General features: G+C 57.5%; 15 protein-coding genes. 6 read left to right on the top strand and 9 right to left on the bottom strand.

The window, feature by feature from the left end:
* The first annotated feature begins 19 nt into the window (after window positions 1–19).
* From QZ170_RS02975 to sprA, 3 genes are all read left to right on the top strand, one after another.
* On the top strand, window positions 20–910 hold the full coding sequence (locus QZ170_RS02975) for a hypothetical protein (protein ID WP_297176854.1): 891 nt from the start codon (window positions 20–22) through the stop codon (window positions 908–910).
* A 965-nt stretch (window positions 911–1,875) separates the two neighbouring features.
* Complete coding sequence (gene ruvA / locus QZ170_RS02980; RefSeq protein ID WP_297176857.1) at window positions 1,876–2,493, top strand: Holliday junction branch migration protein RuvA; 618 nt, start codon at window positions 1,876–1,878, stop codon at window positions 2,491–2,493.
* Window positions 2,494–2,605: 112 nt separating this feature from the next.
* Window positions 2,606–9,667 carry a cell surface protein SprA gene (sprA, locus tag QZ170_RS02985; protein WP_297176860.1) on the top strand — a complete coding sequence of 2,354 codons (7,062 nt, stop codon included), beginning with the start codon at window positions 2,606–2,608 and terminating at the stop codon, window positions 9,665–9,667.
* Between the two features lie 254 nt (window positions 9,668–9,921).
* Here sprA and QZ170_RS02990 read toward each other — a convergent pair whose 3' ends face one another.
* Complete coding sequence (locus QZ170_RS02990; protein WP_297176862.1) at window positions 9,922–11,724, bottom strand: thiol-activated cytolysin family protein; 1,803 nt, start codon at window positions 11,722–11,724, stop codon at window positions 9,922–9,924.
* A 1,393-nt stretch (window positions 11,725–13,117) separates the two neighbouring features.
* Here QZ170_RS02990 and QZ170_RS02995 point away from each other — a divergent pair.
* The 3 genes from QZ170_RS02995 to QZ170_RS03005 all read left to right on the top strand — a co-directional run bounded on the left by QZ170_RS02995 (window position 13,118) and on the right by QZ170_RS03005 (window position 17,154).
* Entirely contained in the window at window positions 13,118–14,842 is a 1,725-nt protein-coding gene (locus tag QZ170_RS02995; RefSeq protein ID WP_297176865.1) for a glutamine--tRNA ligase/YqeY domain fusion protein, read from the top strand.
* Window positions 14,843–14,869: 27 nt separating this feature from the next.
* On the top strand, window positions 14,870–15,505 hold the full coding sequence (locus tag QZ170_RS03000; RefSeq protein ID WP_297176868.1) for a DedA family protein: 636 nt from the start codon (window positions 14,870–14,872) through the stop codon (window positions 15,503–15,505).
* A 68-nt stretch (window positions 15,506–15,573) separates the two neighbouring features.
* On the top strand, window positions 15,574–17,154 hold the full coding sequence (locus QZ170_RS03005) for an FAD-dependent protein (RefSeq protein WP_297176870.1): 1,581 nt from the start codon (window positions 15,574–15,576) through the stop codon (window positions 17,152–17,154).
* A 140-nt stretch (window positions 17,155–17,294) separates the two neighbouring features.
* Here QZ170_RS03005 and QZ170_RS03010 read toward each other — a convergent pair whose 3' ends face one another.
* From QZ170_RS03010 to QZ170_RS03045, 8 genes are all read right to left on the bottom strand, one after another.
* A complete protein-coding gene (locus tag QZ170_RS03010; protein WP_297176873.1) occupies window positions 17,295–17,783 on the bottom strand; it encodes a S24/S26 family peptidase in 489 nt (162 codons plus the stop codon).
* A 13-nt stretch (window positions 17,784–17,796) separates the two neighbouring features.
* Window positions 17,797–18,675: a hypothetical protein gene (locus tag QZ170_RS03015; protein ID WP_297176877.1), complete on the bottom strand. Its 879-nt coding sequence runs from the start codon at window positions 18,673–18,675 to the stop codon at window positions 17,797–17,799.
* Window positions 18,676–18,687: 12 nt separating this feature from the next.
* A complete protein-coding gene (locus QZ170_RS03020; RefSeq protein ID WP_297176879.1) occupies window positions 18,688–19,659 on the bottom strand; it encodes a glycosyltransferase family 2 protein in 972 nt (323 codons plus the stop codon).
* A 168-nt stretch (window positions 19,660–19,827) separates the two neighbouring features.
* Window positions 19,828–22,206, bottom strand: coding sequence for a polysaccharide biosynthesis tyrosine autokinase (locus QZ170_RS03025; RefSeq protein WP_297176882.1), 2,379 nt, complete (start codon window positions 22,204–22,206; stop codon window positions 19,828–19,830).
* 4 nt (window positions 22,207–22,210) lie between these two features.
* On the bottom strand, window positions 22,211–23,095 hold the full coding sequence (locus QZ170_RS03030; RefSeq protein WP_297176885.1) for a polysaccharide biosynthesis/export family protein: 885 nt from the start codon (window positions 23,093–23,095) through the stop codon (window positions 22,211–22,213).
* 19 nt (window positions 23,096–23,114) lie between these two features.
* Window positions 23,115–23,711, bottom strand: a complete 597-nt coding sequence (locus QZ170_RS03035; protein WP_297176888.1) for a sugar transferase — start codon at window positions 23,709–23,711, stop codon at window positions 23,115–23,117.
* A 3-nt stretch (window positions 23,712–23,714) separates the two neighbouring features.
* Window positions 23,715–24,848 (bottom strand): glycosyltransferase, encoded by a 1,134-nt coding sequence (locus QZ170_RS03040; RefSeq protein WP_297176890.1) that lies wholly within the window; start codon window positions 24,846–24,848, stop codon window positions 23,715–23,717.
* Between the two features lie 386 nt (window positions 24,849–25,234).
* Complete coding sequence (locus QZ170_RS03045) at window positions 25,235–26,353, bottom strand: glycosyltransferase family 1 protein (RefSeq protein ID WP_297176893.1); 1,119 nt, start codon at window positions 26,351–26,353, stop codon at window positions 25,235–25,237.
* Window positions 26,354–26,355: the final 2 nt, after the last annotated feature.

Below are 26,355 nucleotides of genomic sequence, written 5' to 3' on the forward strand. Positions count from 1 at the left end.
GACAATAATAATGACCCTTATGAAACCACACTTTCGCACCCTAACGCTTGCCCTCACGGCACTCCTCCTCATCCCCCTTGCCTCCTGCGGGAAGGATAAGCCCACGCCCACACCGCCCGACCCTCAGCCAGCTAAGCGTGAGGACATCATCGGCAAGGTACATCTCGTCACCATGATCAACTTCGACAAGGAGGGTAAGATCGACAGCCGTCATACACTCACCCTTGATAAGCAACTTCGCTTCTCAAGGATACTCACTGAGAGCTTCGAGAATGAGAAGTTCTCCCCCGTCTTCGACACCGAATATACCTACGACGGCTCTGGCCACCTCATCGAAGTAAAGTTCCACGAGGCAGGATTTGGCTGGGACTACAAGAGGTATAAATACAAGGATGGACTCCTCGTCCAGTTCGAGGATCTTCCTAGCGCAAAGGGGGCTACCAAGTCGATCACTCAGTACACCTACGGCCCTGACCGCAAGAAAAAGTCTGGGATCTATATATACGCTTATAATCAGACGGATGGCACTCACTACCTCTCCTACAGCTACGAGGGCGAGGTAGAGGTCGAGGCTATCTACTCAGACCCCGAGAGGAAGAACCTCATCGGACGTAATAAGCGCACCTACGACAAGGAGGGGCGTATGACCAAAGAAGTCACCACTGAGATCAAGCTAGACAAGGGGAAGGAGACCATCACCTACTCCCGCAGTCACGAGGTTCGTTTCGGTGTCTTTGGTGAGGAGATCTACACTGAAGATGTCAGTCAATATTCAGATGGAAAGGTCGCACGCGATTGGAGAGAAATTCGCTACACGAAGTATAACGCCCTAGGGCTTCCCATCGCTGGCTTCCTCGTCGACGAGAAAGGGGTTCAGCTCCCCCTTACCCTAGAGTACACACTCTACTAGCACGCTCTTGGGGGTAGGCTCAGCGAGGGGGGACGCCCCCTCACGAGCCATTCGCCTTACAAGTCCTCCCGAGAAGATATATAAGCAGCGCCGTCCCCCCGATGTGGGGGGACGGCGCTGCTTCATTTTGGCCTACGAGACTCATTCGGTGTGAGGGGTAAGGTCAGCCTAATGCACAAAGACACTCGAGGCCGACGGCAAAGCAGTCAAGGAGCCTACGACCCCAGTAATAGCATCTGCACCCTAGGGGGAGGTTTACGAGGCATACACCTCCTACCTAGGAGGGGAAAGTATACACGCGTGTATACAACAGTGTACTCACGTGTACACAAGTGTATACACGCGTGTACACAACTTCGCTCTAAGTATGTACCCCACCGGACTCTCGGTATATGACACATAAAGCTCTTAGGTCGTACCCCGCCGGACTCTTAGTATATGGCTCATAAAGCTCTTGGGAAGCGCCTCACCGAGCTCTTGGTATATGGCACATAAAGCTCTTAGGACACACCTCGTCGGGCTCTTGGGACGCACCTCGTCGGGCTCTCGCTGGGACGGCTCTCGGGGCGAACTCCTAGACACTCCAGAGGCCGAGGCTAAGACTAAGCACCCACCCAGACACGAAACAAGCCCCCACAAAGAGCCAAAGAGCCGTGCAGACGAGAGAAGAGGGGGACAGAGGGAAAAGGGAGGAATACTCGGCTCGGGGAGAGCTTTCGGAGTAACCGTATCAAAATCCCTGCTTGTTTCCTTGCCTGCTTGTTTCCTTGCCCGTTTGCCTGCTTGTCTCCTTGCCCGTTTGTCTCCTTGCCCTGTTTGCTTCCTTGCCTGCTTGTCTGCTTGCCCGTTTGTCTACTTGCCCGTTTGTCTCCTTGCCTGTTTGTCTCCTTGCCCCCATAACCTTAGTTTTATTTATATTTGTCTCTTAGATGCTTACGGGTGTAGCATCGATCAAAACTACGGAAATGATAGCTTATCTCAACGGACTATATACCGAACTTACCCCTACCGCCGTACTCGTCGAGTGTGCAGGCGTAGGCTACCATGTCTCGATCTCTCTGACGACCTACACCGCCCTCTCGGGGCTGCGTGAGGGCAAGATCCTCATCACCGAGATCATCAGAGAGGATGCGCACCTACTCTTTGGCTTTGCTACGGCAGCTGAGCAGGAGCTCTTTCGCCATCTCATGAGCGTCTCGGGGGTCGGCCCTAATACCGCTCGTATCATCCTCAGTTCATACCCTCCGCATGAGCTCAACAGCATCATCACCCTCGGACAGATCGAGCCCCTCAAGGCCATCAAGGGGATTGGGCTGAAGACCGCCCAGCGTATCCTCGTGGATCTCCGTGGCAAGCTCCCTCCCATCGAAGGCGACTTCCCCACAACGAGCACAGCTACCGAGCCGAAGAAGGGACGGGGAGCACAGCCCCTCGACACCACCACGCCCAGCGAGGCCGTCAGCGCCCTCAAGATGCTGGGCTATCCCGAGGCTGCTGCACAGAAGGTCATCCGACAGCTCATCGCCTCTGACCCCACTATACGTGTGGAGGAGCTCATCAAGCAGAGTCTGAAGCTCCTCTAGCCACGTGGTGCCCCGTAGGCTCATATTGCTCCTCGGCCTAGGCTACAGCCTCTTGGCTGGCATCCTAGCGCTCAGCATGCCTCTATGGGGACAAAGCCCTCGACCGAAATGGGTGGACAGCACCCTCCTGCTCCCAGAGAGTGACGCTGATCTACAGCGGCTCTCCCCCTCGGGGATCACCCTAAGCACACCACGAAGCGTAGAGACTCGCTTCGTGTACGATCCTCGCACTGGACTTTACTTCCTGACCACCTTCCTCGGGGGTAAGCCTCTAGGTACCCCCATCGCCTATACCCAAGCGGAGTACACCCGCTATATGGAGCGACGTAGCACGTCACGCTACTGGGATGAGCTCTACCGACAGGGCAAAAGCGCCAGCACGGAGCAGGGACGTAATCCCCTCGACCTAAGGCTGGAGCAGAGTGTGGCAGAGTGGCTCTTTGGCAAGGGAGGTATCCGTCTCAGACTCCAGGGTAGTGCCGAGCTCTCCGCTGGTCTCAAGACGACCCATACCGATGATCCTTCGCTCAGCGAACGGGCACGCCGACACACCTTCTTCGACTTCGATGAGAAGATCCAGGCCTCGGTACAAGCCACCATAGGGACAAAGCTGAGCTTCGGGATGAACTATGCCACGGGGGCAACCTTCGAGGCCGATGCACGCAGGCTGAAGCTCACCTTCGAGGGTAACGAGGACGACATCATTCGCTTGATCGAGGTCGGGAACGTCTCGATGACCCCGAGGAACTCCCTCATCAGCGGAGGGGGGACACTCTTCGGGATGCACACGCAGCTCCAGATGGGGCGCCTACAGATGGATCTACTCGTGAGCCAGCAGCGTAGCCAGACGAGGCGGGTCTCCTCCAGTGGCGGACGGCAGACAGAGGCCTTCGAGATCTCGGCTTCGGACTATGATGCCTCTCGGCACTTTTTCCTCTCGGAGTACTTCCGTTCGCACTACGAAGGGGCACTACGTACCCTCCCCTATGTCCGCTCTGCGATACAGATCACACGTGTAGAGCTGTGGGTGACGAACCGCCGAGGGCAGTTTGACGACGCACGCAATGTCCTAGCCTTCACCGACCTCGGAGAGCCCGAGGTACTGCACAACGGACATATCAGCCTGAGCTCCCCTCGGCTACCCGTACCAGCCAACCCTGCCAATAGCCTCTACCAGAGCCTTACCCTTCGCCCTGAGCTGAGACAGATCGAGGGAGTGACCACCGCCCTTAGCCCCGACTACACCGCCTCCGCCGACTACGAGCGTATCGAGAGCGCACGTAGGCTAGAGCCCAGCGAATACACCCTACACCCCACGCTGGGCTATGTGAGCCTCACCGCTGCCCTCGCTCCCGATGAGGTGCTAGCGGTCGCCTACGAATTCACCTATCAGGGGCAGGTCTATCGTGTCGGGGAGTTTGCCTCCGACCGCCCCGACAGCTCCACCGAGACCCTCTTCGCCAAGCTCCTCAAGGGGAGCAACCTCGTCCCCACCTCGCCCTACTGGCCTCTGATGATGCGCAATGTCTATAGTCTAGGCTCTGGGGTGAGGGATGTCCAGCAGGCGGACTTCCGCCTGGATGTCTACTATCGGGATGATGCTACGGGGATTGCCCTGCCCTATCTGCCCGAGGGGTCACTCCGTGGGCAGCGGCTACTCTCTGTCCTAGGCCTTGACAGGCTGGATAGTCGGCAGGAGGCACGGCAGGATGGACGCTTTGACTTCGTAGAGGGCTACACCATCCGCTCACGTGATGGGCTCATCTTCTTCCCTACGGTCGAGCCCTTCGGGGGCACACTCGCTCAGGCTCTGGGTGGGGGAAGTATGGCGAGCAAATACGCCTATACCGAGCTCTACCAAAGGACGAGAGTCGAGGCACAGCAGCTCGCAGAGAAGAACAAGTACAGCCTGCGGGGCTCCTATCGTGCGACCAACGAGGGGGAGATCTCCCTCGGGACGACAGGCGTCGCAGAGGGATCGGTGCGGGTCATGGCAGGCGGACAGCTCCTCCGAGAGGGCACAGACTACAGCGTAGACTATGGGGCAGGGATCGTGAAGATCCTCAATAAGCAGCTCCTAGAGACCAAGACTCCCATCGAGGCCTCCGTGCAAGGCGAAGGGGGGCTAGGACAGCAGCGCAAGACGGTACTAGGGCTTGACCTAAGCTACCAGCTCTCTCGGAGTCTCCGCCTCGGGGCTACCCTCATGCACCTCTCCGAGCTCCCTCTGACGACCAAGGTACGGCTCGAGGAAGAGAGTATGCGCAATACGATGTGGGGGCTCAACTTCAGCTACCAGAGCCAAGCCCCTTGGCTCACGAAGCTCCTGAACAAGCTCCCCTTCGTCGAGCACACAGCCCCCTCCTCGCTAAGCCTATCGGGGGAGTTTGCCCACCTCATCCCCGGACACTACGAGGACAAGTATACTCGGGGCTACAGCTCGCTGGATGACTTCGAGAGCTCACGTAGCACGATCGACCTCATGAGCCCTCATGCCTGGCAGCTCTCCTCCACACCCGTCTCTATGATCCCCTCGGGGATCACCCCTACGGACTACCTACGCTATGGCGAGCGAAGGGCACAGCTCGCTTGGTTCACCATAGACCCGCTCTTCACACGAGAGCGCAGTAGCCTCACACCAGCCTATATTAGGAACGACCCCGACTATGTGAGCAATCACTTCGTCCGAGAGATCCCTACACGGGAGCTCTTCCCCTTCCGTGATCAGAACCTTAGCCAGGCCAGCTACCTGCAGACGCTCTCCCTAAGCTATTACCCCGAGGAGCGTGGCCCCTATAACCTCAACTCCTCTGCCCTCCTCCCCACGGGGCGACTAAGCACGCCCGAGAAGAGCTGGGCGGGGATCATGCGTAGGATCGACCACGCGGACTTCGAGGCAGCGGGGATCGAGTACCTAGAGCTCTGGATGATGGATCCATACGTCCACGGAGCCTCGCCCCAGTCAGGAGCGCTGTACATAGACCTCGGGGATATATCGGAGGACATACTACGAGATGAACGGAAGTTCTTCGAGAACGGCCTGCCTATCCTCCCCACCCCCTCTGCCACCGAGGACGGCCCTTGGGGCAAGGTCCCGACACGACAGAGTGTGGGCTATGCCTTCGACAATGCCGCTGGGGCACGTGAGCGACAGGACGTAGGGCTCAACGGACTCTCTACCGAGGAGGAGAAGACCTACCCCGCCTATGCTGCCTACCTCTCTGCCCTGAGTAGCACCCTTAGCGCAGCCACTCGGGCTGCATGGCAGGGTGATCCCGTCAGCCCACTGAATGACCCAGCGGGGGACGACTTCCACCACTACCGAGGGGCAGACTATGATGCCGCTCGCCTACCTATCCTGGAGCGATACAAGAGGTACAACGGCACAGAGGGCAACTCTCAGGCCTCACGAGACGATGACTACAGCCAGGCCAGCACCGTCAGCCCCGACACCGAGGACATCAATAGGGACTATAGCCTCAATGAGCAGGATCGCTACTTCGAGTACCGCATCTCGCTGCGTCCCGAGGATCTAAGACCCGGCCGAGGCTTCGTCGTCGGAGAGCGTACTGCCGAGGTGACCCTGCGCAATGGACAGCAGTCCTCGGTACGCTGGCTCCAGCTCAAGGTACCCCTGCGCTCCTTCACCTCCCGAGTCGGGGGGGCACGAGACTGGCGCAGCATACGCTTCATGCGCATGTACCTCACGGGCTGTCAGGAGGAGCTACAGCTACGCTTCGGCGCTCTACGTCTGGTACGTGGAGACTGGCGCACCTATGAGGGTCAGCTGGACGAGCAGACACCACCCGCTCCCATAGGCGACCTCTCTGTGACCTCCGTAAATATCGAGGAACATGGCGATCGTGAGCCGATCAACTACGTCCTCCCCCCCGGCGTATCTAGGACACTAGACAGCCAGCAGAGCCAGAGCCTACAGCAGAATGAGCAGGCACTCTCCATCCGCCTACAGGGACTCACCTCGGGAGATACTCGTGCCGTCTACCGCAGTGCTCACTACGACCTACGTCGCTACCGCCGTCTCCAGCTCTTCGCCCATGCTGAGGAGCTGGTGGGTGAGACGACACCTACCGAGGATGGAGACTTCACCCTATTCCTGCGCCTAGGCTCAGACTATCGGAGCAACTACTACGAGTACTCCCTGCCCCTACGCATCACCCCTGCTGGACGATACAGCTCCGAGAACCCCACCGACCGAGAGCGGGTATGGCCTACGGAGAACTTCATCGACCTCGCCCTCGACCAGCTCATCGCCCTCAAGCGCCGACGCAACGCCTCCATAGAGCAGGGCTTAGGGGCGACACTCTACCAGCCCTTCTCCACAGCGAGCAAGGAGCACCCACAGCACACCCTCACCATCCTAGGTAGCCCCTCCCTCTCCTCCATCCGTACGATACTCATCGGGGTGCGCAATGCCTCAGGGATAACGAAGAGCGTGGAGGTATGGGTCAATGAGCTGCGTGTCGGCGACTACCACGAGGAGGGGGGCTGGGCGGCCAATGCACAGGCTGCCCTCCAACTCTCTGACCTAGGCTCAGCCAACGTCCGTGCGCAGTATATCTCCTCGGGCTTCGGAGCGATTGACCAGCCCCTCGGCGCACGAAGCCTAGAGAGCAGACGCAGCATACACCTCTCCTCGGGGGCTGAACTAGGTCGTCTCCTGCCCGAGCAGGCCAAGATCTCTATCCCCCTCTACTACACCCTATCTGACGAGGTCACGACCCCCGAGTACAATCCCACGGACGAGGATGTACGTCTCTCCGAGGCGCTCTCCGGACTCCCTCGTGCTCGACGGGACTCCCTCCTTAGGCGTACCATCACCCACCGGAAGACCCGAGCGCTCTCCCTCTCGGGGGTATCGGTCGGCATCCAGTCCCGTGAGCCTATGCCCTACGACCCTGCCAACCTCTCGCTATCCTTCGGGCACAATACCACCGAGGAGCATACCCCCGAGATCGAGTACAATCGTCACCTAGACTGGCAGGCCTCCGCCAGCTACGACTATACCCCGACGTGGCAACCCCTACGTCCCTTCAAGTCCCTCCGTGGGCAGAGTCCTTGGGCGACCTTCCTCAGGGACTACGGGCTCTCCCTATGGCCCTCTCGCCTCTCCCTACAGAGCACGATGCTCCGTAGCTATGACGAGGAGCAGCTACGCAGTATCGGCACCGACGACCCGAGCAGTCGCATACCTGCTACCTTCGCCCAGCAGTTCCTGTGGAGTAGGAAGCTTAGCCTGAGCTGGGCACCTACTAGTTCGCTTAGCTTCACGCTCTCCAGTGGGACGGATGCACGTATTGAGGAGCCCCACCAGCAAGTCAATCGTGCCCTCAACCCGGATGGCTGGCGTCTCTGGCGGGACTCCGTCATGCGAAGCATCGGAGAGGGGGGGACACCGCTGCACTATGCCCAGAGCACGACCCTCACTTGGCAACTCCCCACTGCTCGTATTGCCCCCTTGAGCTTCCTCACCTCTCAGCTCTCCTATACGAGCAGCTACAGCTGGGATCGTGGAGCCCTAGTCCCAGATCCCAATATACGTGTAGCGAATACACTCATGGCACAGGGAAGTATCGAGAGCTCCAGCCAGCTCCTCCTGCGCCAGCTCTACCGCAAGAGTGCCTACCTGCGCCGTCTCGAGGATCGCTATGGGCGGGATGTGGCACAGGCCGATACGAGGAAGGGAGGGACAGAGGTCAAGCGTCCCAAGCAGAGCGAGGAGCAGGGCTTCCTCTCCGAAGCACTTGATCGCCTCGTCTACACCCTCTCCTCCCTCAAGGATGTGACCCTCACCTATCGCACGACGACCCAAACACTCCTACCGGGCTTCCTCCCCAATATCAAGGCCATCGGAGGACAAGGTCGCTCCGGAGGTATGCTCACCCCGGGGCTTGCCTTCGCCCTCGGGCTCACCGATGCAGACTTCGTAGACCAGCTTGCCGAGCGAGGCGATCTCCTGCTGGATACAGAGCGTCCCACCCCTGCAGCCTTCACACGTACGGTCACCTATGACCTTCGGGCTACCCTCCAGCCCCTAAGGGACCTCACCATCACCCTCTCGGGCAACCATACCCGCACCGACCGCACCGAGGTGCAGTACATGTACTCGGGGCGACCAAGGCTCTATGGCGGAGACTTCACCATGACGACGATCGGGCTAAGGGGCTTCTTCGCCTCGCCAGGTGCTCGCTCGGGCTATGCCTCGGAGCCCTTCGCCCGCTTCCTCGACTACCGCAGGCGGATCGCCCAGCGACAGCAGAGCCTCTACTCCTCCCTCCAGCCCTCCGCTCCGCTCGAGGAGAATGCCCCTGCGGTACTCATCCCCGCCTTCCGTGCCGCCTACTCTCAGGCAGGAGGGGTGGATGGGGTCAGCCTACGTGCCCTGCCAGCCCTCGCAGGGATGCTCCCCAACTGGACGCTCCACTACACGGGGCTCACCCGTATCCCCCTACTCAGGGAGCACTTCCGCTCGATCTCCCTACGCCATACCTACCGAGCGACCTATACCGTGGGGGGCTTCTCCTCGCTAGCAGGCTGGCAAGGCGAGGACACCGACCAGCTCGGTCTCAGACACCTACCTGCCTCGGATGGCTCGGGGAGTGGGACGACCCAGCTCAGCTATGCCTTCGACATCGGTTCGGTGGCTATACAGGAGAGCTTCTTCCCTCTGATTGGGGTAGAGATGACCTGGAACAACGGGCTAGGGATGAGTGCCCAGTGGCGACGAAGCCGTGGGGTGGTGCTGAACCTCTCGGCCTTCAGCATCATCGAGACCAGCTCCAACGAACTAAGCCTAGGGCTTGGCTACAAGATCGCCGACCTACGACAGCTCCTCCACCCTACCCCCACGAAGGGTAGACGAGCCCGACGCACGAAGGCCGAGCCCTCCTCCCCCAAGGGGCTGACCCTACGAGGCGAATACAGCTATCGTCGCTCCCAGAGCCTCATCCGCCGTATCCAGGAGGTAGTCACCCAAGCCACCTCGGGGCTAGCGGACACTCGCCTCCGACTGAGTGCCGAGTACGAGCTCAGTCGCCTCATCGCCCTCAAGGCCTACTACGAATGGTCACGCAATGTCCCACTCGTGAGCACCTACTCCTTCCCCATCTCCACGACAGCCTATGGGCTCTCCCTGCGCCTCACGCTGACCAACTAGCCCTGCCCCTGTAGACTCGCCCCAAGAGTAGGAGGAGAGGCAAAGACTCCAGGCTCCACTCTCACCCCATGTAGGGGACTCCCATTGGACACCATTGGACATAAAGACAGGGGACATAAAGACGGGGGCATAAAGACAAGTGGGTCGCTATCCGATGATATGGATAGCGACCCACTCCTTAGTGTTATATGGGGGTTGCCGATAAGGGATATGGCTACCAGCAACCTCTTTCCTAGTGGTTACTTCTTAGAGGGCTACTTCCGGGCTGGCTGTCCCTGGATCTGATGATTATCGATATAGACCGAATAGTGAGCCTGGATAGATACCATCAGATTGGTAAACTTTCGTCTAAACCCTACGTAGTGGAAGGGTGAGGTAAAGTTATTTCCGCTAGCAGCATCCTCGGCATACCATTGACCATTCTCCATACGGAAGTTTTGGTCGATCGTCACCGATACAGGGGATGTCCCAGTATCCTTATGCCCGCCCTTCTTGGCATAGGGGTGGACATCGAAGGTCAGACTGAGGGTGACACGATCATACTTATCCTCACAATCCATCTGAATAATCCGATTAGCATGGATATAACGCTCGCCCTTGATACCAATGGTCTTGGGGAGGGACTCATCTCGATTTTGGGGATCCCAGAATGTATGATAGGCTATGGGATTATCTCTCTTCACGGGATAGTAGCGGACTTCGGCCTTCTTTAGACTTATCTCTCCGTGATTTGAGGGATCCCAACCATCTATCCCATGGACATCCGTATGGATATCCTTCAGGCGGATAGCGAAGTTGTTATGCTTCTCCTCAGGCAGGTACTCTGTTTTATTGTAGGAATACTCTAGCGTGTTGTGCATTCTCACGAGGGAGTTGTCGTAGAGATGCTTTATCGTGAAGGAGATCGGAGCCCCGACATTCTGAGTAGAGAACCGAGCCCCCTGGAGGATGAAGTCAGCGATATCCTTTGGGTTACCACTGAGTGCAGCCTTGAGACCCGCCTCGGCATCACCTCCACGCTGGAGCATCTTGACACGAGAGCTCTCGACGATCTCATTCTTCTTGAAGTCCCCATTGACGGCGAAGCCTGCGAAGTAGGAGTGAAGGCCCGCATAGAGTGCCTCTTCCTCCCTATCACTCTCATAGAGGAGATAGTACACTCGACCGTAGGAGACTGAGGATACGAAGCAGATAGGGTTACCTGGCCCCGTGAAGGGCTCGAGCTCATAGGCTTGTATATCAGGAGTGAAAGCTCCCAAGAAGCCCATATCGGGATCCTGATAGCTCATCGTGAAGAAGCGCTGGTAGAGCTTCACCAGCACATAGCTCTTGTTGGATCTGAGTTCCGAGCCAGCGAAGGCTTGTATCTTAGCAAATACCTTCTTTACGTCCAGCCCTGTATGAATGGCGAGTTCCTTGATATTATGTACGATCTCCATGGTGTAGGAGACGCTGGCTGGAGTACCGCTCTGCATGTGTCTACGTAGTAGCTCATTTTGGGCATCTAGGACATCCGTCTCCTGCATCTTCTGCACCTCAGTATAGAAGTTCTCTGGCTTCGACTTATCTTCTCGGCTCTCTCCAGAGACGACCTGAAGCATGATACGTCCAGGCTTACGCTTCTCTATGATGGGGATTGCGTTGGGGACACTATTGCCTCGGATGGAGTTGCCTTGGATGAGGCAGCCCGGCCACATCACAGAGGGCCAAGGGTCTAGTATGGCATACTCATCAGAGGTCTGGGTGAAGCTATAGTCTAGTTTCTGGGAGAACTTACGGCTCTTGACTAGCCTAGTTTGTCCGACAAGGTGCCTATACTCCACAGCACTCCCTACGGGCTCTCTTGAGCCTTCTTTGACCTTGAGTCCGGTCTCTGCGTCGCTAGGAGCGTCTAGGTGACCAGCAGATCGAAGGAGGGCGGTCACCTCTCGGATATTCTTGGGGGCGTTAGGGTCTACCCCGGGGTCGGGGTCTGGCCCGACGTTTCTCTGCTTACAAGAGGGAGCAAAGAGGCTAAGCCCAATGAGAGCCATAGTGGCGTAAACTCTTCTGTTCATATCGTGATGAATTAGGATGAGAAATAGTTTTATTACTCTTCTGAATGAGGGAGCGCCCCCCTCAGCAGAAAAGGGAGTGCCTGGCTAGGGAGCATCTGATTGATACCATCTAGGAAAGAGCCCGCGAAGCCTTGCGTAACCAAGCTTCTTTAGCCCTAATCGTAGTCATCATCCATCTAACATATTCTACCATACAACGCCCTCGCCCTCACATCCGACAACATCGGGGTGAACAGAGGCTAGGTCTGATAACGAAGGCTTTGCAACCATAAATGTAACATATTTTCATCCAACATAGCCCCATCCTCTGTGTACACTCAGGGTCGACGTATGATCTCGCTCGCACTCCTGCCTTTGGATCTTCGGGGGTACCATTTCATATCCCAGGGAGCCTTAGCCCATTCCTAAAGATCCTAGGCATTATCCCCATGAAACAGACATACAAGCGAGCCCTACAGAGGATATACTTAGAGCGATGTTGTGTACACGCGTGTATCACGCGTGTATACTGTTGTGTACACACGTGTATACTCATCCCTCCTAGGTAGGAGGTATTCGCATGGTATATCTAGACTAGAACACGTATACTTCTATCTTCGGCATATACACCTTGACGACCTTACCCTCGCACTATAGTGATTTCATGCGTCAGCCCTGTGTGTACACTCCAGCACACGCTCGGAACTGAGTGCCGAGTACGAGCTGAGCCGCCTCATCGCCCTCAAGGCCTACTACGAGTGGATGCGCAACGTGCCACTCGTGAGCACGTACTCCTTCCCCATCTCCACGACAGCCTATGGGCTCTCCCTGCGCCTCACCTTGACCAACTAGCCCCGCACCCGTGGACTCGCCCCAAGAGCAGGAAGAGGGGCAAAGACTCCAGACACCGCCCCTTCCAAAGCCCTCTCCCCTACCCAACCGCAACGCACTCTCCGAGAGACCCACCCACGGGATATCAAGAGACCAAGGAGAGGACTCGGTAAGAGCGTATCAATCACCTTACATAGGTGACGAAGACGCTCTTACCGAGAACGCTGTGACGCTCTTACCGAGAACGCACTTGCGCTCTCGGTAAGAGCGTTTCACCCCTCTAGTAACCTTCGTCACAGAGCCCATTTAGACGTGAGCACAAGCAGCGATATTGCATGGAAGACCAAGGGGTTCGCCAAGCCATTGGGTGGGTGAATAGCCCACACGAGAGTGGTCGGCTCAATTACCGTTAAGAGGGGGAAGCGATGTAGTAAGACGAGAAGAAGGGGAATAGAGGCGTAGGGAGAGGGGGACTATGGGTAACGCAGAATGGGTGTCTTAGGGAGGGCAAATCACACTTAGGATACAGATTTATAGTATTTTTGTTGGTATAATCATTTCACCCACTAACGATAAGAAGACTATGACCACAGAGAGAGAGGTCACGACCATAATAGAAGATGAAGGGAAGAAGAGCCTGAACTTCATCGAGCAGATCGTAGAGCGCGATCTCAGCGAAGGGAAGCACGACGGACGTATACAGACCCGCTTCCCACCCGAGCCCAACGGATACCTGCACATCGGTCACGCCAAGGCCATTTGCATGGACTTCGGCATCGCTCAGAAGTACGGCGGAGTGTGTAACCTACGCTTCGACGACACCAACCCCACCAAGGAGGATGTCGAGTACGTGGACGCTATCCGTGAGGATATCGAGTGGCTGGGCTTCCATTGGGGTGCAGAGTTCTATGCCTCGGACTACTTCGATCAGCTGTACCACTTCGCCGAGGAGCTCATCCTAGCTGGCCATGCCTACGTAGATGAGCAGACTGCCGAGCAGATCGCCCAGCAGAAGGGTACCCCTACCACCCCCGGTGTGGCGAGCCCCTACCGTGACCGCCCACGTGAGGAGAGCCTAGAGCTCTTCCGTCGGATGAACTCCGGGGAGCTGGAGGAGGGCTCGATGATCCTAAGGGCAAAGATCGATATGGCTTCGCCCAACATGCACTTCCGAGACCCGATCATCTACCGCATCATCAAGGTCCCCCACCACCGTACGGGCACGAAGTGGAACGTCTATCCGATGTACGACTTCGCCCACGGCCAGAGCGACTACTTCGAGGGTGTCACCCACTCGATCTGTACGCTGGAGTTCGTCGTACACCGCCCACTCTATGACTACTTCATCGACCTACTGAAGCAGGTCGAGCCGGGTCAGGATGGCCCTTACCGCCCACGCCAGTACGAGTTCAACCGCCTGAACCTCACCTACACGATGATGAGCAAGCGCAAGCTCCTACAGCTCGTCAAGGAGGGCTTCGTCTCGGGATGGGACGACCCCCGTATGCCTACTATCTGCGGGCTACGTCGTCGTGGCTACACCCCCGAGTCCATACGTGGCTTCATCGACCGCATCGGCTACACGAAGTACGACGGGATGATCGATGTCGCCCTGCTGGAGCACTCTGTCCGTGAGGATCTCAACCGCCGTGCTCTACGTGGCTCTGCCGTCCTGCGCCCCATACGTCTCATCATCACGAACTACCCCGAGGGACAGACGGAGGATATGGCCTTCCTCAACAACCCCGAGGATCCCAACTCCGACTCCCACACCATCCGCTTCTCCCGAGAGCTCTACATCGAGGCCGAGGACTTCATGGAGGATGCGCCTAAGAAGTACTTCCGCATGACCCCCGGGCAGGAGGTGCGCCTCAAGAGCGCCTACATCGTACGCTGCACCGGGTGCAAGCGTGATGAGGCGGGCAATGTCGTAGAGGTCTATGCCGAGTACGACCCCGAGACGCTAAGCGGACGCCCCGAGAGCAACCGCAAGGTCAAGGGTACCATCCACTGGGTATCCGCCACGGACAGCGTGGAGGCTGAGGTACGTCTGTATGACCGCCTCTTCACCGATGAAGACCCCTCGGAGATCAAGGACAAGGAGCTCTCGGAGCTACTCAATCCCGAGTCACTCGAGGTCGTCAAGGGCTGTCGCATAGAGCCCTTCCTCGCTGGGGCACAGCTCGGGGAGTACTACCAGTTCCAGCGTATCGGCTACTTCTGCCTTGACCCTGACAGCCGCCCCGATCACCTTGTCTTCAACCGTACGGTCTCGCTCAAGGATACGTGGAAGAAGGTCAATAAGTAGTCCTCCACTCGTCCTCTAGAATATAGTATGCTCGAATCATTAGGCTTCATTCAGGATATACTCCACCATCTCGACTACCTATGGGTAACGATACTCATGGCTATCGAGTCGTCCTTCATCCCCTTCCCCTCGGAGGTCGTCGTACCCCCAGCAGCCTATAAGGCGGCGCAGGGGGAGATGAATATCTTCCTCGTCGTCTTCTTCGCCACCCTCGGGTCAGACATCGGTGCGCTGGTGAACTATTACCTCGCCCGCTATCTAGGTCGCCCGATCGTGTATAAGTTCGCCTCCTCCCGCCTGGGGCGCCTATGCCTCCTCTCGGCAGAGAAGGTAGAGAAGGCCGAAGGGTACTTCGTCAAGAACGGAGTGACCTCCACCCTCGTAGGTCGTCTCGTCCCCGGTATCCGCCAGCTGATCTCTATCCCAGCAGGTCTAGCGGAGATGCCCGTCGGGCGCTTCCTGCTCTATACGACGATCGGTGCCGGGGCATGGAACATCGTCCTCGCCCTACTCGGGTGGTTCATCGGCAGGACCGTCCCCCCCGAGCTCTTCGCAGAGACCATCCAGCGCTACAGCTCCGCTATCGGGCTGGGGATCGTAGCCCTACTCGTAGTCGCAGGTATCGGCTACTACCTCTACAAGAGAAATAGGAAGGCCAAGTAAGGCCTTCCTATTCTCCTCTCTACCCTCTTGACCAAGGCCTCCCCCCAAGGCTCTTTCCCCTACCCGAAATGACTACGCTCCAGCTTACCCTCACCCCCGAGGTCGCAGCATCTGACGCACGCATCCGAGAGGAGGTCGCTCGCCAGCTCTCTATCCCTACCGAGGATATTACCTCGATCCAGATACGCAGACGCAATATCGACGCTCGCCAGCGTCGTATCCTGGTCAATCTAGGTGTCGAGGTCTATCTCACGGGGGAGGAGCCCTGCATAGATACCTTCGAGGACTTGGTCTACCCCGATGTCTCCTCCGCCCCGACAGCGGTCGTGGTAGGGGCTGGCCCCTGTGGACTCTTTGCCGCGCTTAGGCTCATAGAGCTAGGTGTGCGCCCCATCGTCGTGGAGCGAGGGCAGGATGTGATGCAGCGCAGACGAGACCTAGCCACTCTAGCTAAGACGGGGGTGATTGATCCCGAGAGCAACTACAGCTACGGCGAGGGCGGGGCAGGAGCCTTCTCCGATGGCAAGCTCTATACACGGAGCAAGAAACGAGGGAGTGTGGAGAAGACCCTGCGTGTCTTCTGCCGCTTCGGAGCTGACCCCAAGATCCTCATCGATGCCCACCCTCATATCGGCACAGACAAGCTCCCCGTGATCATCCGTAGGATGCGAGAGCAGATCCTCGGCTCAGGGGGTGAGGTGCACTTCGGCTGTCGCATGACAGAGCTCATCCTAGAGGGGGGCAAGGTAAGAGGCATCCTCACGGCCACGGGCGAGAGCTTTATGGGTCCCGTGATCCTAGCCACAGGGCACTCGGCACGAGACGTCTACCGCTACCTAGATCGGGCAGGAGTGCTCATCGAGGCTAAGCCTATCGCCGTAGGTGTGCGCCTAGAGCACCCCCAGCAGCTCATCGACCAGATCCGCTACCACAGCCCCGAGGGACGAGGGAAGTGGCTACCAGCGGCAGAGTATGTCTACAAGGCTCAGTCGGCAGGACGTGGCGTCTACAGCTTCTGCATGTGCCCAGGGGGCTTCATCGTGCCCGCCTCGACAGCTCCCGAGGAGACTGTCGTCAATGGGATGTCCCCCGCCAATAGAGGCTCTCGCTGGGCCAACTCAGGGATGGTCGTAGAGCTTCACCCCGAGGACATCCCTGAGACGGGGATCTCGGTAGAGGAACTCCATTCTCCCCTTGCCCTCATGTACTGGTGTGAGGAGCTGGAGCGTAGGAGCTACCTCGCTGCCGAACGTTCGCTCCGTGCCCCAGCCCAGCGAATGACAGACTTCCTGAAGGGTCGAGCCTCCAGCACCCTACCTTCTACCTCCTATACGATGGGACTCACCTCGGGCAACCTCCATGAGTGGATGCCAGAATTCGTGACGAAGCGACTGGCAGAGGGCTTCAGAGCCTTCGACCGCTCTACACGGGGCTTCATCAGCGAAGAGGCGCAGCTCATCGCCGTAGAGAGTCGTACCTCCTCACCCGTTCGTATCCCCCGAGATAGGGAGCACTACCGCCACATCCTCATCGACGGACTCTACCCCGCAGGCGAAGGTGCAGGCTACGCAGGGGGTATCGTCTCGGCAGCTATCGACGGCGAGAACGCCGCTACCGCCCTAGCCTCCGCTCTGCAACCCATGCGATAGCAAGGAGTGCGAGCAAGCCCCCATAGACAATAATCACGCTACGCCACGACCGCTAGACGCTAGAGCGCGACTATACAGCAAGGGCTGCACTCCGTATAGGAGTGCAGCCCTTGCTGTATAGTCGTCTTAGGGGAAGAGCCTCAATAGCCCCAGCGAAGGAGCGTACGGCGATAGAGTGCCAGACAGAGGCGACGGATGAAGTTGTGCTTAGGCCATAGGTGCTCGTAGCACCACCAGAGACGAGAGCCTAGCTCGATCACCTTCTTTCCTCGTAGTATAGCGGTCGCCTCAGCGAGGACTTGATCGGGGGTGCACTGCTCCCTCTGGTAGGGATTGCCATCCCCTCTCAGGGTGATGATATGCCCCTCTATACGCTCGACCCGATGAAGAGCATAGCCCTGAGGGATACGTACGAGTAGGAGACGACCCACCTGGATCGAGTCCCCACTGAGGGCAGAGAGGACGATCGTATCCCGAGTGTCTCTGATGAGTGGGAGCATACTGGAGCCCTTCGCACGTATCTTCACCCGCTTGCCAGAGGCTAGGCGGGATAGGATCTCACGAAAGAACTCGTCCGCCCCTACGACGAGCGAGGAGCGTCTAGTGTCCGTACGCTGCGTATCGCTCATGAGTCCTATGAGCTTAGTCCAGGAGCTGACGGGTGAGCGAGACAGCCTCCTCGTCCGGACGGCAGTCTAGGCGGTAGACCGGGATACGCTCCAGCACGTCAGCTACCGTGTCAAACATCGCTAGGTGACGCACCTTGTCCGAGTGTAGGAAGGCCGAGGAAGAGTAGATCGCATCGAAGCTATCCCGCCCTCGCAGACGAGAGAGCTTATTCTCGGGTGCTTGGTAGAGGTAGACGAAGGCCTTGACACGTGCCGACTCGTTCTTGTAGCAGGGTGTACTTCCGCTCCAAGGACAGCCATAGACACGTACCTCGCCATCCTCTAGGACACGTACGATTGGCTCATCATCATTGAGGAGCGTCGCCCCCGGGACAAACTTGCGCCAGAGACGGCTATGCGTACTCTTCCCCGTACCGCTCACGCCGAGGAAGAGCAAGGCTTGGCCATTCAGCACCGTGACCGAGGCATGCATCTTGAGCGTACGATGTGGAGCCACAGCGACCCCAAAGGCAATCATGATGAGCCTATTGATGAAGATCGCAGCCGAGGGATCATCCAGCAGGACGTCGGAGACGATCGTTCGCCAAGAGCGATCCACGCACAGCGCCTGATGACGGCGGTCAATAGTGAGCTCCAGCAGGAGCTGTCTATCATCCGTGTGATAGACCTGTGCCCGTACCCCATCGGAGGTCTTGTCCTCGAGTAGAGCGATACGCTTCTTGGTATCTAGGTCTACACTACCCGTGAACGTGAAGAGAGGCTCAACACCCACAGGGAGCTCCGCCACGCGGAAGGGCTCATAGTTCGGCAATAGGCTAGCCGTGACCTCAGGAGCAGGCGTATAGAGCACGATATGCTCCGAAGCAATGCAATATATGAGTTGTCCGTCCATTGTCTTTTGTCTTTAGCTGTGAGAGCCACAGAACCGCTTCATCAAGAGAAAAAGCTTCGGAGCGTAGACGAAGAGCTTAGCTCGTAGCTGCGCCGTCAGCGACATAGGGAGTAGCGGTCTGTGCCGTAGCACTTTGGTATAAGGGAGTAATAGTAGGAGTAGCTCTGGGGCTGAGGCTCTATGCCGATCAGCCCAGAGGACAAAGATCAGGAGACGCTCTAGCAGCGTCTGGTACAAATAGGGTAGGAGCTCTGGGGCCTTCGTAGAGAGGAGAGGGCATAGGTCCAGTAGGTTGTCAAAGAGCCATACCAGACGTCCGTCCCAATGCTCTGTAGAGCTCCCCGGTCGTCCTACCCGATAATAATAGCCTATCTCGGCCATATAATAGTATTGTCCTGCGAGGCTCAGAGCCTGGAAGACATAGGGAGTATCCTCATAGATACGTCCCTCAGGGAAGCGAAGTCCTCCCGCCAGAGCGGTACGGAATATCTTGCCCCACGGCATCCCCAGAGGTCCCTGCATGCGAGCGAAGAGCCCTAAGGCCTCCCGTGCGGGGAGGCTCTGGCTCGCCCGAAGCCGAGGCTGTACCTGCTGGGACGAAGGAGAGACCTCGGCATAGCCCAGCTCTACCACCCCCGTCTCGGGGTGCTCCTCTAGGTAAGTGATCCCCAGCCCAAAGGCCTCGGGGGCGACCCAGTCATCTGCATCCACGAAGGTAAAGTATGCGCCTCGCATCTCTGAGAGCGCACGATTGCGTGCAGCAGACTGTCCCGCATTGGGCTGATGGATGACCCTGAGGCGGGGATCTCGCTCCGCCCAAGTATCGCAGAGCGAGGGAGAGCTATCTGTCGAGCCATCATCTACGACGATCACCTCGAGCTCTGGATAGCCAGACGAGAGGATCGAGCTGAGGCACTGCTCTAGGTAGAGTGCGACATTATAGACGGGGATAATGACAGACAGCAGGGGAGCGTCCTGAGTCATCTCAGTCTGGAGGGATAGCAAGCACCCCGACTAGGCACCGTACTCCTCTGACACATCGAGCAGAGGACTAGGGTAGGGTCTCCCCATCCATCCCGGGATGGATGGGGAGACCTATAGTCGGAGGATACTCGGCGGATAGACATACGCTTGGGGGAGCAGAGCAGCCTACTACTTGATGCCTAGGCGACGTAGGAGGCTCTTCTTCTTTTTCGTCCCGTAGCCGTAGCCATAGCCATAGCCGTAACCATAGCCATAGCCGTAGCCATGTGCACTCTCGCTCGCACCATTGAGGACGATGGACATATTGTGCAGGATCCCCTGGTCGTAGAGACGCTGTAGCTCGGGGAGGGCACGCTTGTCCATACGGGCTGCACGGAGGACGAAGATCGTCAGGTCGGCGATACGGTTAGCAATCGCCGAGTCGGCCACGCTACCGAAGGGCACGTTGTCGAAGACGACGAAGTCAAAGCGCTGGGAGAGCTCCTCAGCGAGCTGCTCTAGGCGGGGGCCAAGGAGGAGCTCAGCGGGGTTCGGGGGGATCGCCCCAGCAGGGATGATCGAGAGCTTACTATAGTTGGGATCGGTGTGAATGATCTTGTCTACAGGTAGATCCTTGTCGATGAGGTACTCCGAGACTCCCTTGCCCGAGACGTGTGCTCGACGAGAAAGCGTCCCCTTGCGCAGGTCAAGGTCTACGATGACGACGGTGTTGCCGGCGAAGGTAAGCGTCTTAGAGAGGTTGTAGGAGACGTAGGACTTACCTGCAGCCTCGCCGAAGGAGGTGAAGATAAGCTTCTTGACAGGGTGATCACCGCTACCGATCATGAAGCGGAGGTTCTCACGCAGCACACGGAAGGACTCGGAGGTCTCGTCTGCGCCCTGCTCACGCACCCCACGAGGGAGTCCCTTGCCCGTAACCTCCTCCTTGGGGATATCTCCGAGGAAGGGGATGGTGAGGCGGTCGAGGATGTCCTTGCGGCTACGCACCTTGTTGTCAGCCAGCAGACGGACGATCAGCACGATGGTCGGTAGGGCAAGCCCGATGAGGAAGGCTAGGAGGATTGTCCGGAGCTTGTTGGGGCTCACCGGAGGGGCAGGTGCATCGTTCATATCGAGGATATAGGCGCTGTCCTGCGTCATCGCCTGCATGAGGGTGTACTCCTCACGCTTGTTGAGCATCTCGGTATAGAGGTGCTCCCGGATAGCGATCCGTCGGTCGAGCTCCGCCTTCTCACGTCCCTTATTCGAGACGTCAGGGAGCTGGGAGATGAGCGAGGACTGCGTCCCCTGCAGATCTCTGAGTCGAGTATTGAGGGCGATCGCATACTGATTGAGGCCTTCGCTTGCCTCCTTACGGATCTGAGCTAGGGCATGGTCATATTCTGCTATGACGGGGTTGGCGACACTCCCCTCAGAGGCCTTGACGAGACGATCCCGGTCGCTCTTGATCTGGTTGTACTTAGCGATGTAGGTGTCGAGGTTGGGATCGGAGATACCGATATTGAGGGGGAGGTACTCGCCCTGCTTCTGTGGACTATTGAGGTAGGAGAGCATGTAGGAGACGAGGCGAAGCTGAGCCTGGAGCTCAATGACCTTTACCTCCGAGTCCATCGAACGGGTGTTGTACTGCCCGACCTTGCCCTCGAAGTCGAGGGTACGGTTCTTCATCAGGAAGTCCTCCATCTCACCCTCTACGATACCGAGCTCCTTGGTGAGGATAGCGATACGCTCATTGATGAAGTTGGTCGTATTGATAGCTATCTGGCCACGCATCTCTACCTCCTCTTGGTTGTAGGCAGCCACCTGCGCCTTGAGGATATCCAGAGCACGCTGCTTGGTGTGATCGCGTAGGCTCAGCGTGAGCGAGGAAGCCTTGGCCTCGGGTTGGGTCACCTCGATCGAATGCTGATAGTAGCGGGCAATGTCGGCGACTGGGTAGCGCTGGACGGTGATGACCTCATGCTTCCAGGGAGAAGAGAAGCCCGCATGTGGCTCGATAATGAAGCGAGTCGAGCCCAGACGCACAGGGACATCGACAGGGACCTCATGCTGCTCGCCCCGACCCTCTACGGTGAGGAGGACATGCTGGGGATCCTTGTAGGAGACCTCGTAGCTGACCTCACGGTCTAGGCTATCGAGGAAATGCATGGCGAAGGGAGCTGTATTGTATAGCTCTATCTTCCGAAGGCCAGAGGGAGCCTGATAGAAGACGTTCGCATGAACCATCCGCACCGCACGCTCCAGGACTTGTCGGGAGGCGATCTGGAGCATCTCGTTGTCCATATTGAGGCGTACGTTGCGCATATAGCGCATCATATCGGCATCCACCATCGAGCGCTGAGTAGCGTCCTTGATGAAGACCTTGACACTCGTCTCATAGACGTAGGGCTGGCGAGCCATACGGTAGAGGGCGAGGGCAAGTACGAGCCCGATGGAGAGGACGTAGATGTACCAGAAGCGTACGAGGTAGAAGAAGATATCGACGAGATTGATATCTACCCCCCTATCGGCAGTCTGGCGAGAGGCGGTCTCTTGATTACTTGCCATATCGTTACTTCTTGAGGATGGTGACTAGTGCCATCGCCGTCACTAGGGTAGAGAGGGCGGAGGTCACATAGGTGATGGTGGAGAGGAGCTTGGCTTCATCATCCTTCTTCTGATACTTATACTCTGCGTAGACGATATCATTCTGTTGCAGGTAGAAGGCTGGGGAGTCAAAGATGTCCTTCGAGAGCATATTCAGTCGATAGTAAGCATACTGGTTGCCCACACGACGGATGACGCTCACACGCTCGAAGTCGGCCTGCTCCGACAGTCCGCCCACCCGAGAGATGAGCTCAAGGATATTTGTCTGCGGATTATCCAGATGGAAAGATCCTCGGTCCGTGAGACTCGTAGCATTCGTATTGAAGGAGGTCAGAGCCATGAAGGCCCCGAGGAGCATTACCCTGAGGTTATCAAACTTCGTCACCACATGAGCATCCACGAGATACTTCTCTGCCACTAGGCGTGTACGGATGATCTCGCTCACCTGATCGAGGGTCATCCCCTGCACCTGGATAGATCCGAGGACGGGGAACTGGATGTTGCCGTTCGTATCTACGAGGTAGGAGAGCTGGGCGTCGGGAGACTTCGGCTCATTGACACCCTCGGGCAGGGAGGGCGTCGGGAGGGTACTCAGGGTCTTACCTCCAGCGGTAAGGGACTTGGCGTTGAAGGGGAGAGCAAGCTCTGGGTTGCGTAGGCTGCTCACGGTGATGCCGAGCTTATCGCCCTTCTGGATCACGAGGCCACTATCGTACTTCACACCATAGGTCTGTGCGGCCTCAGCATCCTTGAGATAGACGGTACGCTGAGCCGAGTCACAGGAGGAGAGGGCGAGGATGCCGACGAAGGTTGCCGTGAGGGCCGTCGACTGGAGTATTCTTTTTACCATTGTAGGGTAGTGTCCCATCTTAGAATTTCTTACCGAAGATAATTGAAAAGGCTGTGAGGAAGATGATCTTCACATCAAACCACAGGGAGTAGTTATCCAGATACTCTAGGTCTAGATCCAGACGCTTCAGCATCTTCTCCATCGTATCCGTGTAGCCATTGTAAAGCGTCGCATAGGAGAATAGACCTGGACGAAGGGCATAGAGGCGAACGTAGTCGGGGTTATGCTCCATGATCTGATCGATGAAGTACTTGCGCTCGGGACGTGGCCCGACGAAAGCCATATCCCCCTTGAGGACATTCCACAGCTGGGGGAACTCATCGAGGTGGTGGGCTCGGATGAATGCCCCGATCTTTGTCAGACGGCTATCGCCATCCTGGTAGAGCTGGGGCTTGTTATCCTTCTCAGCATCCATCCGCATGGAGCGGAACTTATACAGGATAAAGGGCTTTCCTTTGTAGCCAATACGCTCCTGACGGAAAATGATGTCTCCATCCGGCTCCTCTCGACGGATCAGAATCGCAATGATAGCGATCACAGGGGAGAAGAAGATCAGAGACCCTAGGGCTAGCCAGAAGTCGAATGTTCGCTTGATTACGCGCTCAAAGATGTTCATGCTCTATTTTCTCTCTTTACTATTATTTAGTAGGTCTGTATAAATCTCGATCAAGTTATTGATCATCTCGTCCTTCGTGAAGACGTCGTAGAAGCGTGCTCGTGCCCCTCGGCTGTATTTCTCCCACAGCTCGGGGTTTTCGCAGATCGTCCGTATGGCCTCCGCCATAGCGGCACTGTCCTCTATGGGGACGTTAATCCCCGAGACTCCGTCAGCATTCACCCACGAGACTCCCGACTCAGGGATCTTAGTGGCGATCACGGGGCGAGCAAGGGACATCGCCTCGATGAGGACGATAGCGTAGGCCTCTGTCTTGAGGATGGAGCTGAGGCAGAAGACGTCGCAGGCAGCGAAGTAGGCGGGCTTGAGCTTACCAGGGATGAAGCCTAGGAGCTCTACCCGATCCTGAAGGCCTAGGCGCTTGATCTGCTCCTCGAGCTCTCCCCGGAGCGGACCATCGCCGCCGATCAGTAGGACGTAGTCCTCGCTGAGTAGGCGCATCGAGTCGATGAGGTGGTGGTAGCCCTTGTAGGGGACTAGGCGCCCAACGTTGAAGATAATCTTCTTCCCTGCATAGCGCTCCCGGATAGTCTCGATCTCATCTGCGAGCCAGGGGTGAGGGTCTACCCCGATAGGTAGGAAGCCCGTCTTGTGCTGTGCATGCTGTAGGAAGGGGGACTCCTTGACGTAGACGGGTGTAGTACCGAGGATGAGGTCTGCTCGGCGGATCAGCCACTTCTGTAGGGGCATGAAGAGCTTGAGCAGGAACTTCTGCTTGAGGATGTCACTGTGCCAGTGCAGCACGACCTTACCTTTGTATCCCGAGAGCCATAGGGCGAGTGTGGCCATCGGATCCGGGTGATGGATGTGGATGAGGTCATAGCGGTGGCAGATACGTCTGAGACGAAAGATCATCTCGGGGGAAATCATCGTCGCTGCAGCCTTGACCAGCGTATTGGTACGCATGATCCGGGAGCGCTCCGAGAGGACTATATCATCCACCTCCCCATCGTGGGAGGCGCAGAGCATATCGCACGAGTAGCCTCGCTCGTCAAGGCCCTCGGTGAAGATCATCATGACCTTCTCCACACCACCATGGATGGGGTAAAACTTACCCAGTTGTAGAATTCTAGTCATACTCTATTCCCATTTGTGCAGTGGGCCTCCGCCTGACTACGCCCTCTCCCACTAGGTGCTTCTCGGGGGGAGGGGTGGGCATGATCGAGCGCCTTTGACCCTATAAATTTACTGCTAATTATTAACAATATACTACAGATGCCACCAGAGAGCTTCCTCGGAGGTCCACTTACCTCTGTGACAGTGGCATTTAAGAGGTAAAGTAACGAACCCTCAGGAGGGGCTCCTACTTCCTGGGCTCCAGCACTCTCCATCGGAAGATAGGAGTAGAGGAGACGCCCCTTCTGAGGTAACGGGGGAACCCCGACTGCAATGGTTTGGATACCTAGGGGAGGCTGTATCGAGCCCCCTCAGCAGTAGGGCTGGAAGAGGAGGGATGAGTGACCTTAGCTAAGGAGCAAGGTGAAGAGCTCCTGCCAGTCCTTCGCCGTGGGTGGCGCTGTCGGGCGGGGCTCATTGGGAGCAAAGAGCGAGCTGTCCTCCCGAAGAGTCTTCTCCATCAGAGTGGCCAGCTGCTCGGCATTATCGGGATCGAAGTAAGCCACTCGGCGAGCCCCAGCAGAGGTCTCGTGCGCGTAGGGCAGGTCGGAGAGTAGCATAGGACGATCGTAGGGCATGAACTCGGAGATCGGGAGTCCCCACGTCTCAATGCGTGAAGGGAATACCAAGCAGTCCGAGCTGGCATACAGGCGCTGTAGATCAGAGGGGGGCTGGAAGCCCGCAAAGCGAAGGCTCGCTACCCCACCCCACTTCGCCCGAAGCCAAGAGGCATATTTATTCTCCTGCCCCGAGACGGTGAAGACGGTCTCGAAGACCCCTTGGCCAAGTCTTTGCTCTAGCAGGCGCGAGGCCTCGGCTAGGAGTTCAAAGTTCTTGTGTACATCGGGGGTAGAAGCAAAAAGGAAGGTAAAAGGTCTCCCCTCCCGATCCTCTCTGTCGGAGCCTTCCTCCAGGGCAACAGCGGGGGAGCGAGGTGGCGGGGCGACAATGAACCGCTCCGAGGGGATCCCAAACATCCGACTAAAGCCCTCGCGTAGCCAGCGCTGCTGCACCACCAGATAGCGGTCACGATGGATACCGATCCGATAGGCAAAGCGGGTCAGCATCGAGAAGAGGGGGATCTTGGGATCGAAACGGAAGTCTCGCAGCCTCCACTTCATGAAGGGGAAGGAGGTCTGGCAGTAGACGGCTTGACGCTCAGTCTGCACCCTAGGCGTGGTATCATGTAGGGAGAGCCAGAGAGTCGTCTCCCCAGGGAGCTGCCGAGAGATCCGCCCCATGGTATGGTATTCGCACCACAGGCGTTTACTCCAGCTGTCGATCGCCCATGGGAGCTCGATATAGCGAATATTAGGGTAGTCCGCGAGCTCCTGACGATGGACAAGAGCTACGACTTCGTAGCCAGCCCCCGGAGCCCACTCTGAGAGGAAAGCGAGGCACTGCCGGAGGATGGTCAGTGTCCCCCCCTTACGGAGATTCACAGCGGAGATAACAATGCGTTTCATCT

Source organism: uncultured Porphyromonas sp., from assembly GCF_905372525.1.
Lineage (GTDB): Bacteria > Bacteroidota > Bacteroidia > Bacteroidales > Porphyromonadaceae > Porphyromonas.

Excerpts from the sequence above, each read along its gene's own strand:
- QZ170_RS02975 (WP_297176854.1), top strand. The coding sequence starts at position 20 with ATGAAACCACACTTTCGCACCCTAACGCTTGCCCTCACGGCACTCCTC.
- ruvA (WP_297176857.1), top strand. The coding sequence starts at position 1,876 with ATGATAGCTTATCTCAACGGACTATATACCGAACTTACCCCTACCGCC.
- QZ170_RS02990 (WP_297176862.1), bottom strand. The coding sequence starts at position 11,724 with ATGAACAGAAGAGTTTACGCCACTATGGCTCTCATTGGGCTTAGCCTC.
- QZ170_RS02995 (WP_297176865.1), top strand. The coding sequence starts at position 13,118 with ATGACCACAGAGAGAGAGGTCACGACCATAATAGAAGATGAAGGGAAG.
- QZ170_RS03000 (WP_297176868.1), top strand. The coding sequence starts at position 14,870 with ATGCTCGAATCATTAGGCTTCATTCAGGATATACTCCACCATCTCGAC.
- QZ170_RS03005 (WP_297176870.1), top strand. The coding sequence starts at position 15,574 with ATGACTACGCTCCAGCTTACCCTCACCCCCGAGGTCGCAGCATCTGAC.
- QZ170_RS03010 (WP_297176873.1), bottom strand. The coding sequence starts at position 17,783 with ATGAGCGATACGCAGCGTACGGACACTAGACGCTCCTCGCTCGTCGTA.
- QZ170_RS03015 (WP_297176877.1), bottom strand. The coding sequence starts at position 18,675 with ATGGACGGACAACTCATATATTGCATTGCTTCGGAGCATATCGTGCTC.
- QZ170_RS03020 (WP_297176879.1), bottom strand. The coding sequence starts at position 19,659 with ATGACTCAGGACGCTCCCCTGCTGTCTGTCATTATCCCCGTCTATAAT.
- QZ170_RS03025 (WP_297176882.1), bottom strand. The coding sequence starts at position 22,206 with ATGGCAAGTAATCAAGAGACCGCCTCTCGCCAGACTGCCGATAGGGGG.
- QZ170_RS03030 (WP_297176885.1), bottom strand. The coding sequence starts at position 23,095 with ATGGTAAAAAGAATACTCCAGTCGACGGCCCTCACGGCAACCTTCGTC.
- QZ170_RS03035 (WP_297176888.1), bottom strand. The coding sequence starts at position 23,711 with ATGAACATCTTTGAGCGCGTAATCAAGCGAACATTCGACTTCTGGCTA.
- QZ170_RS03040 (WP_297176890.1), bottom strand. The coding sequence starts at position 24,848 with ATGACTAGAATTCTACAACTGGGTAAGTTTTACCCCATCCATGGTGGT.
- QZ170_RS03045 (WP_297176893.1), bottom strand. The coding sequence starts at position 26,353 with ATGAAACGCATTGTTATCTCCGCTGTGAATCTCCGTAAGGGGGGGACA.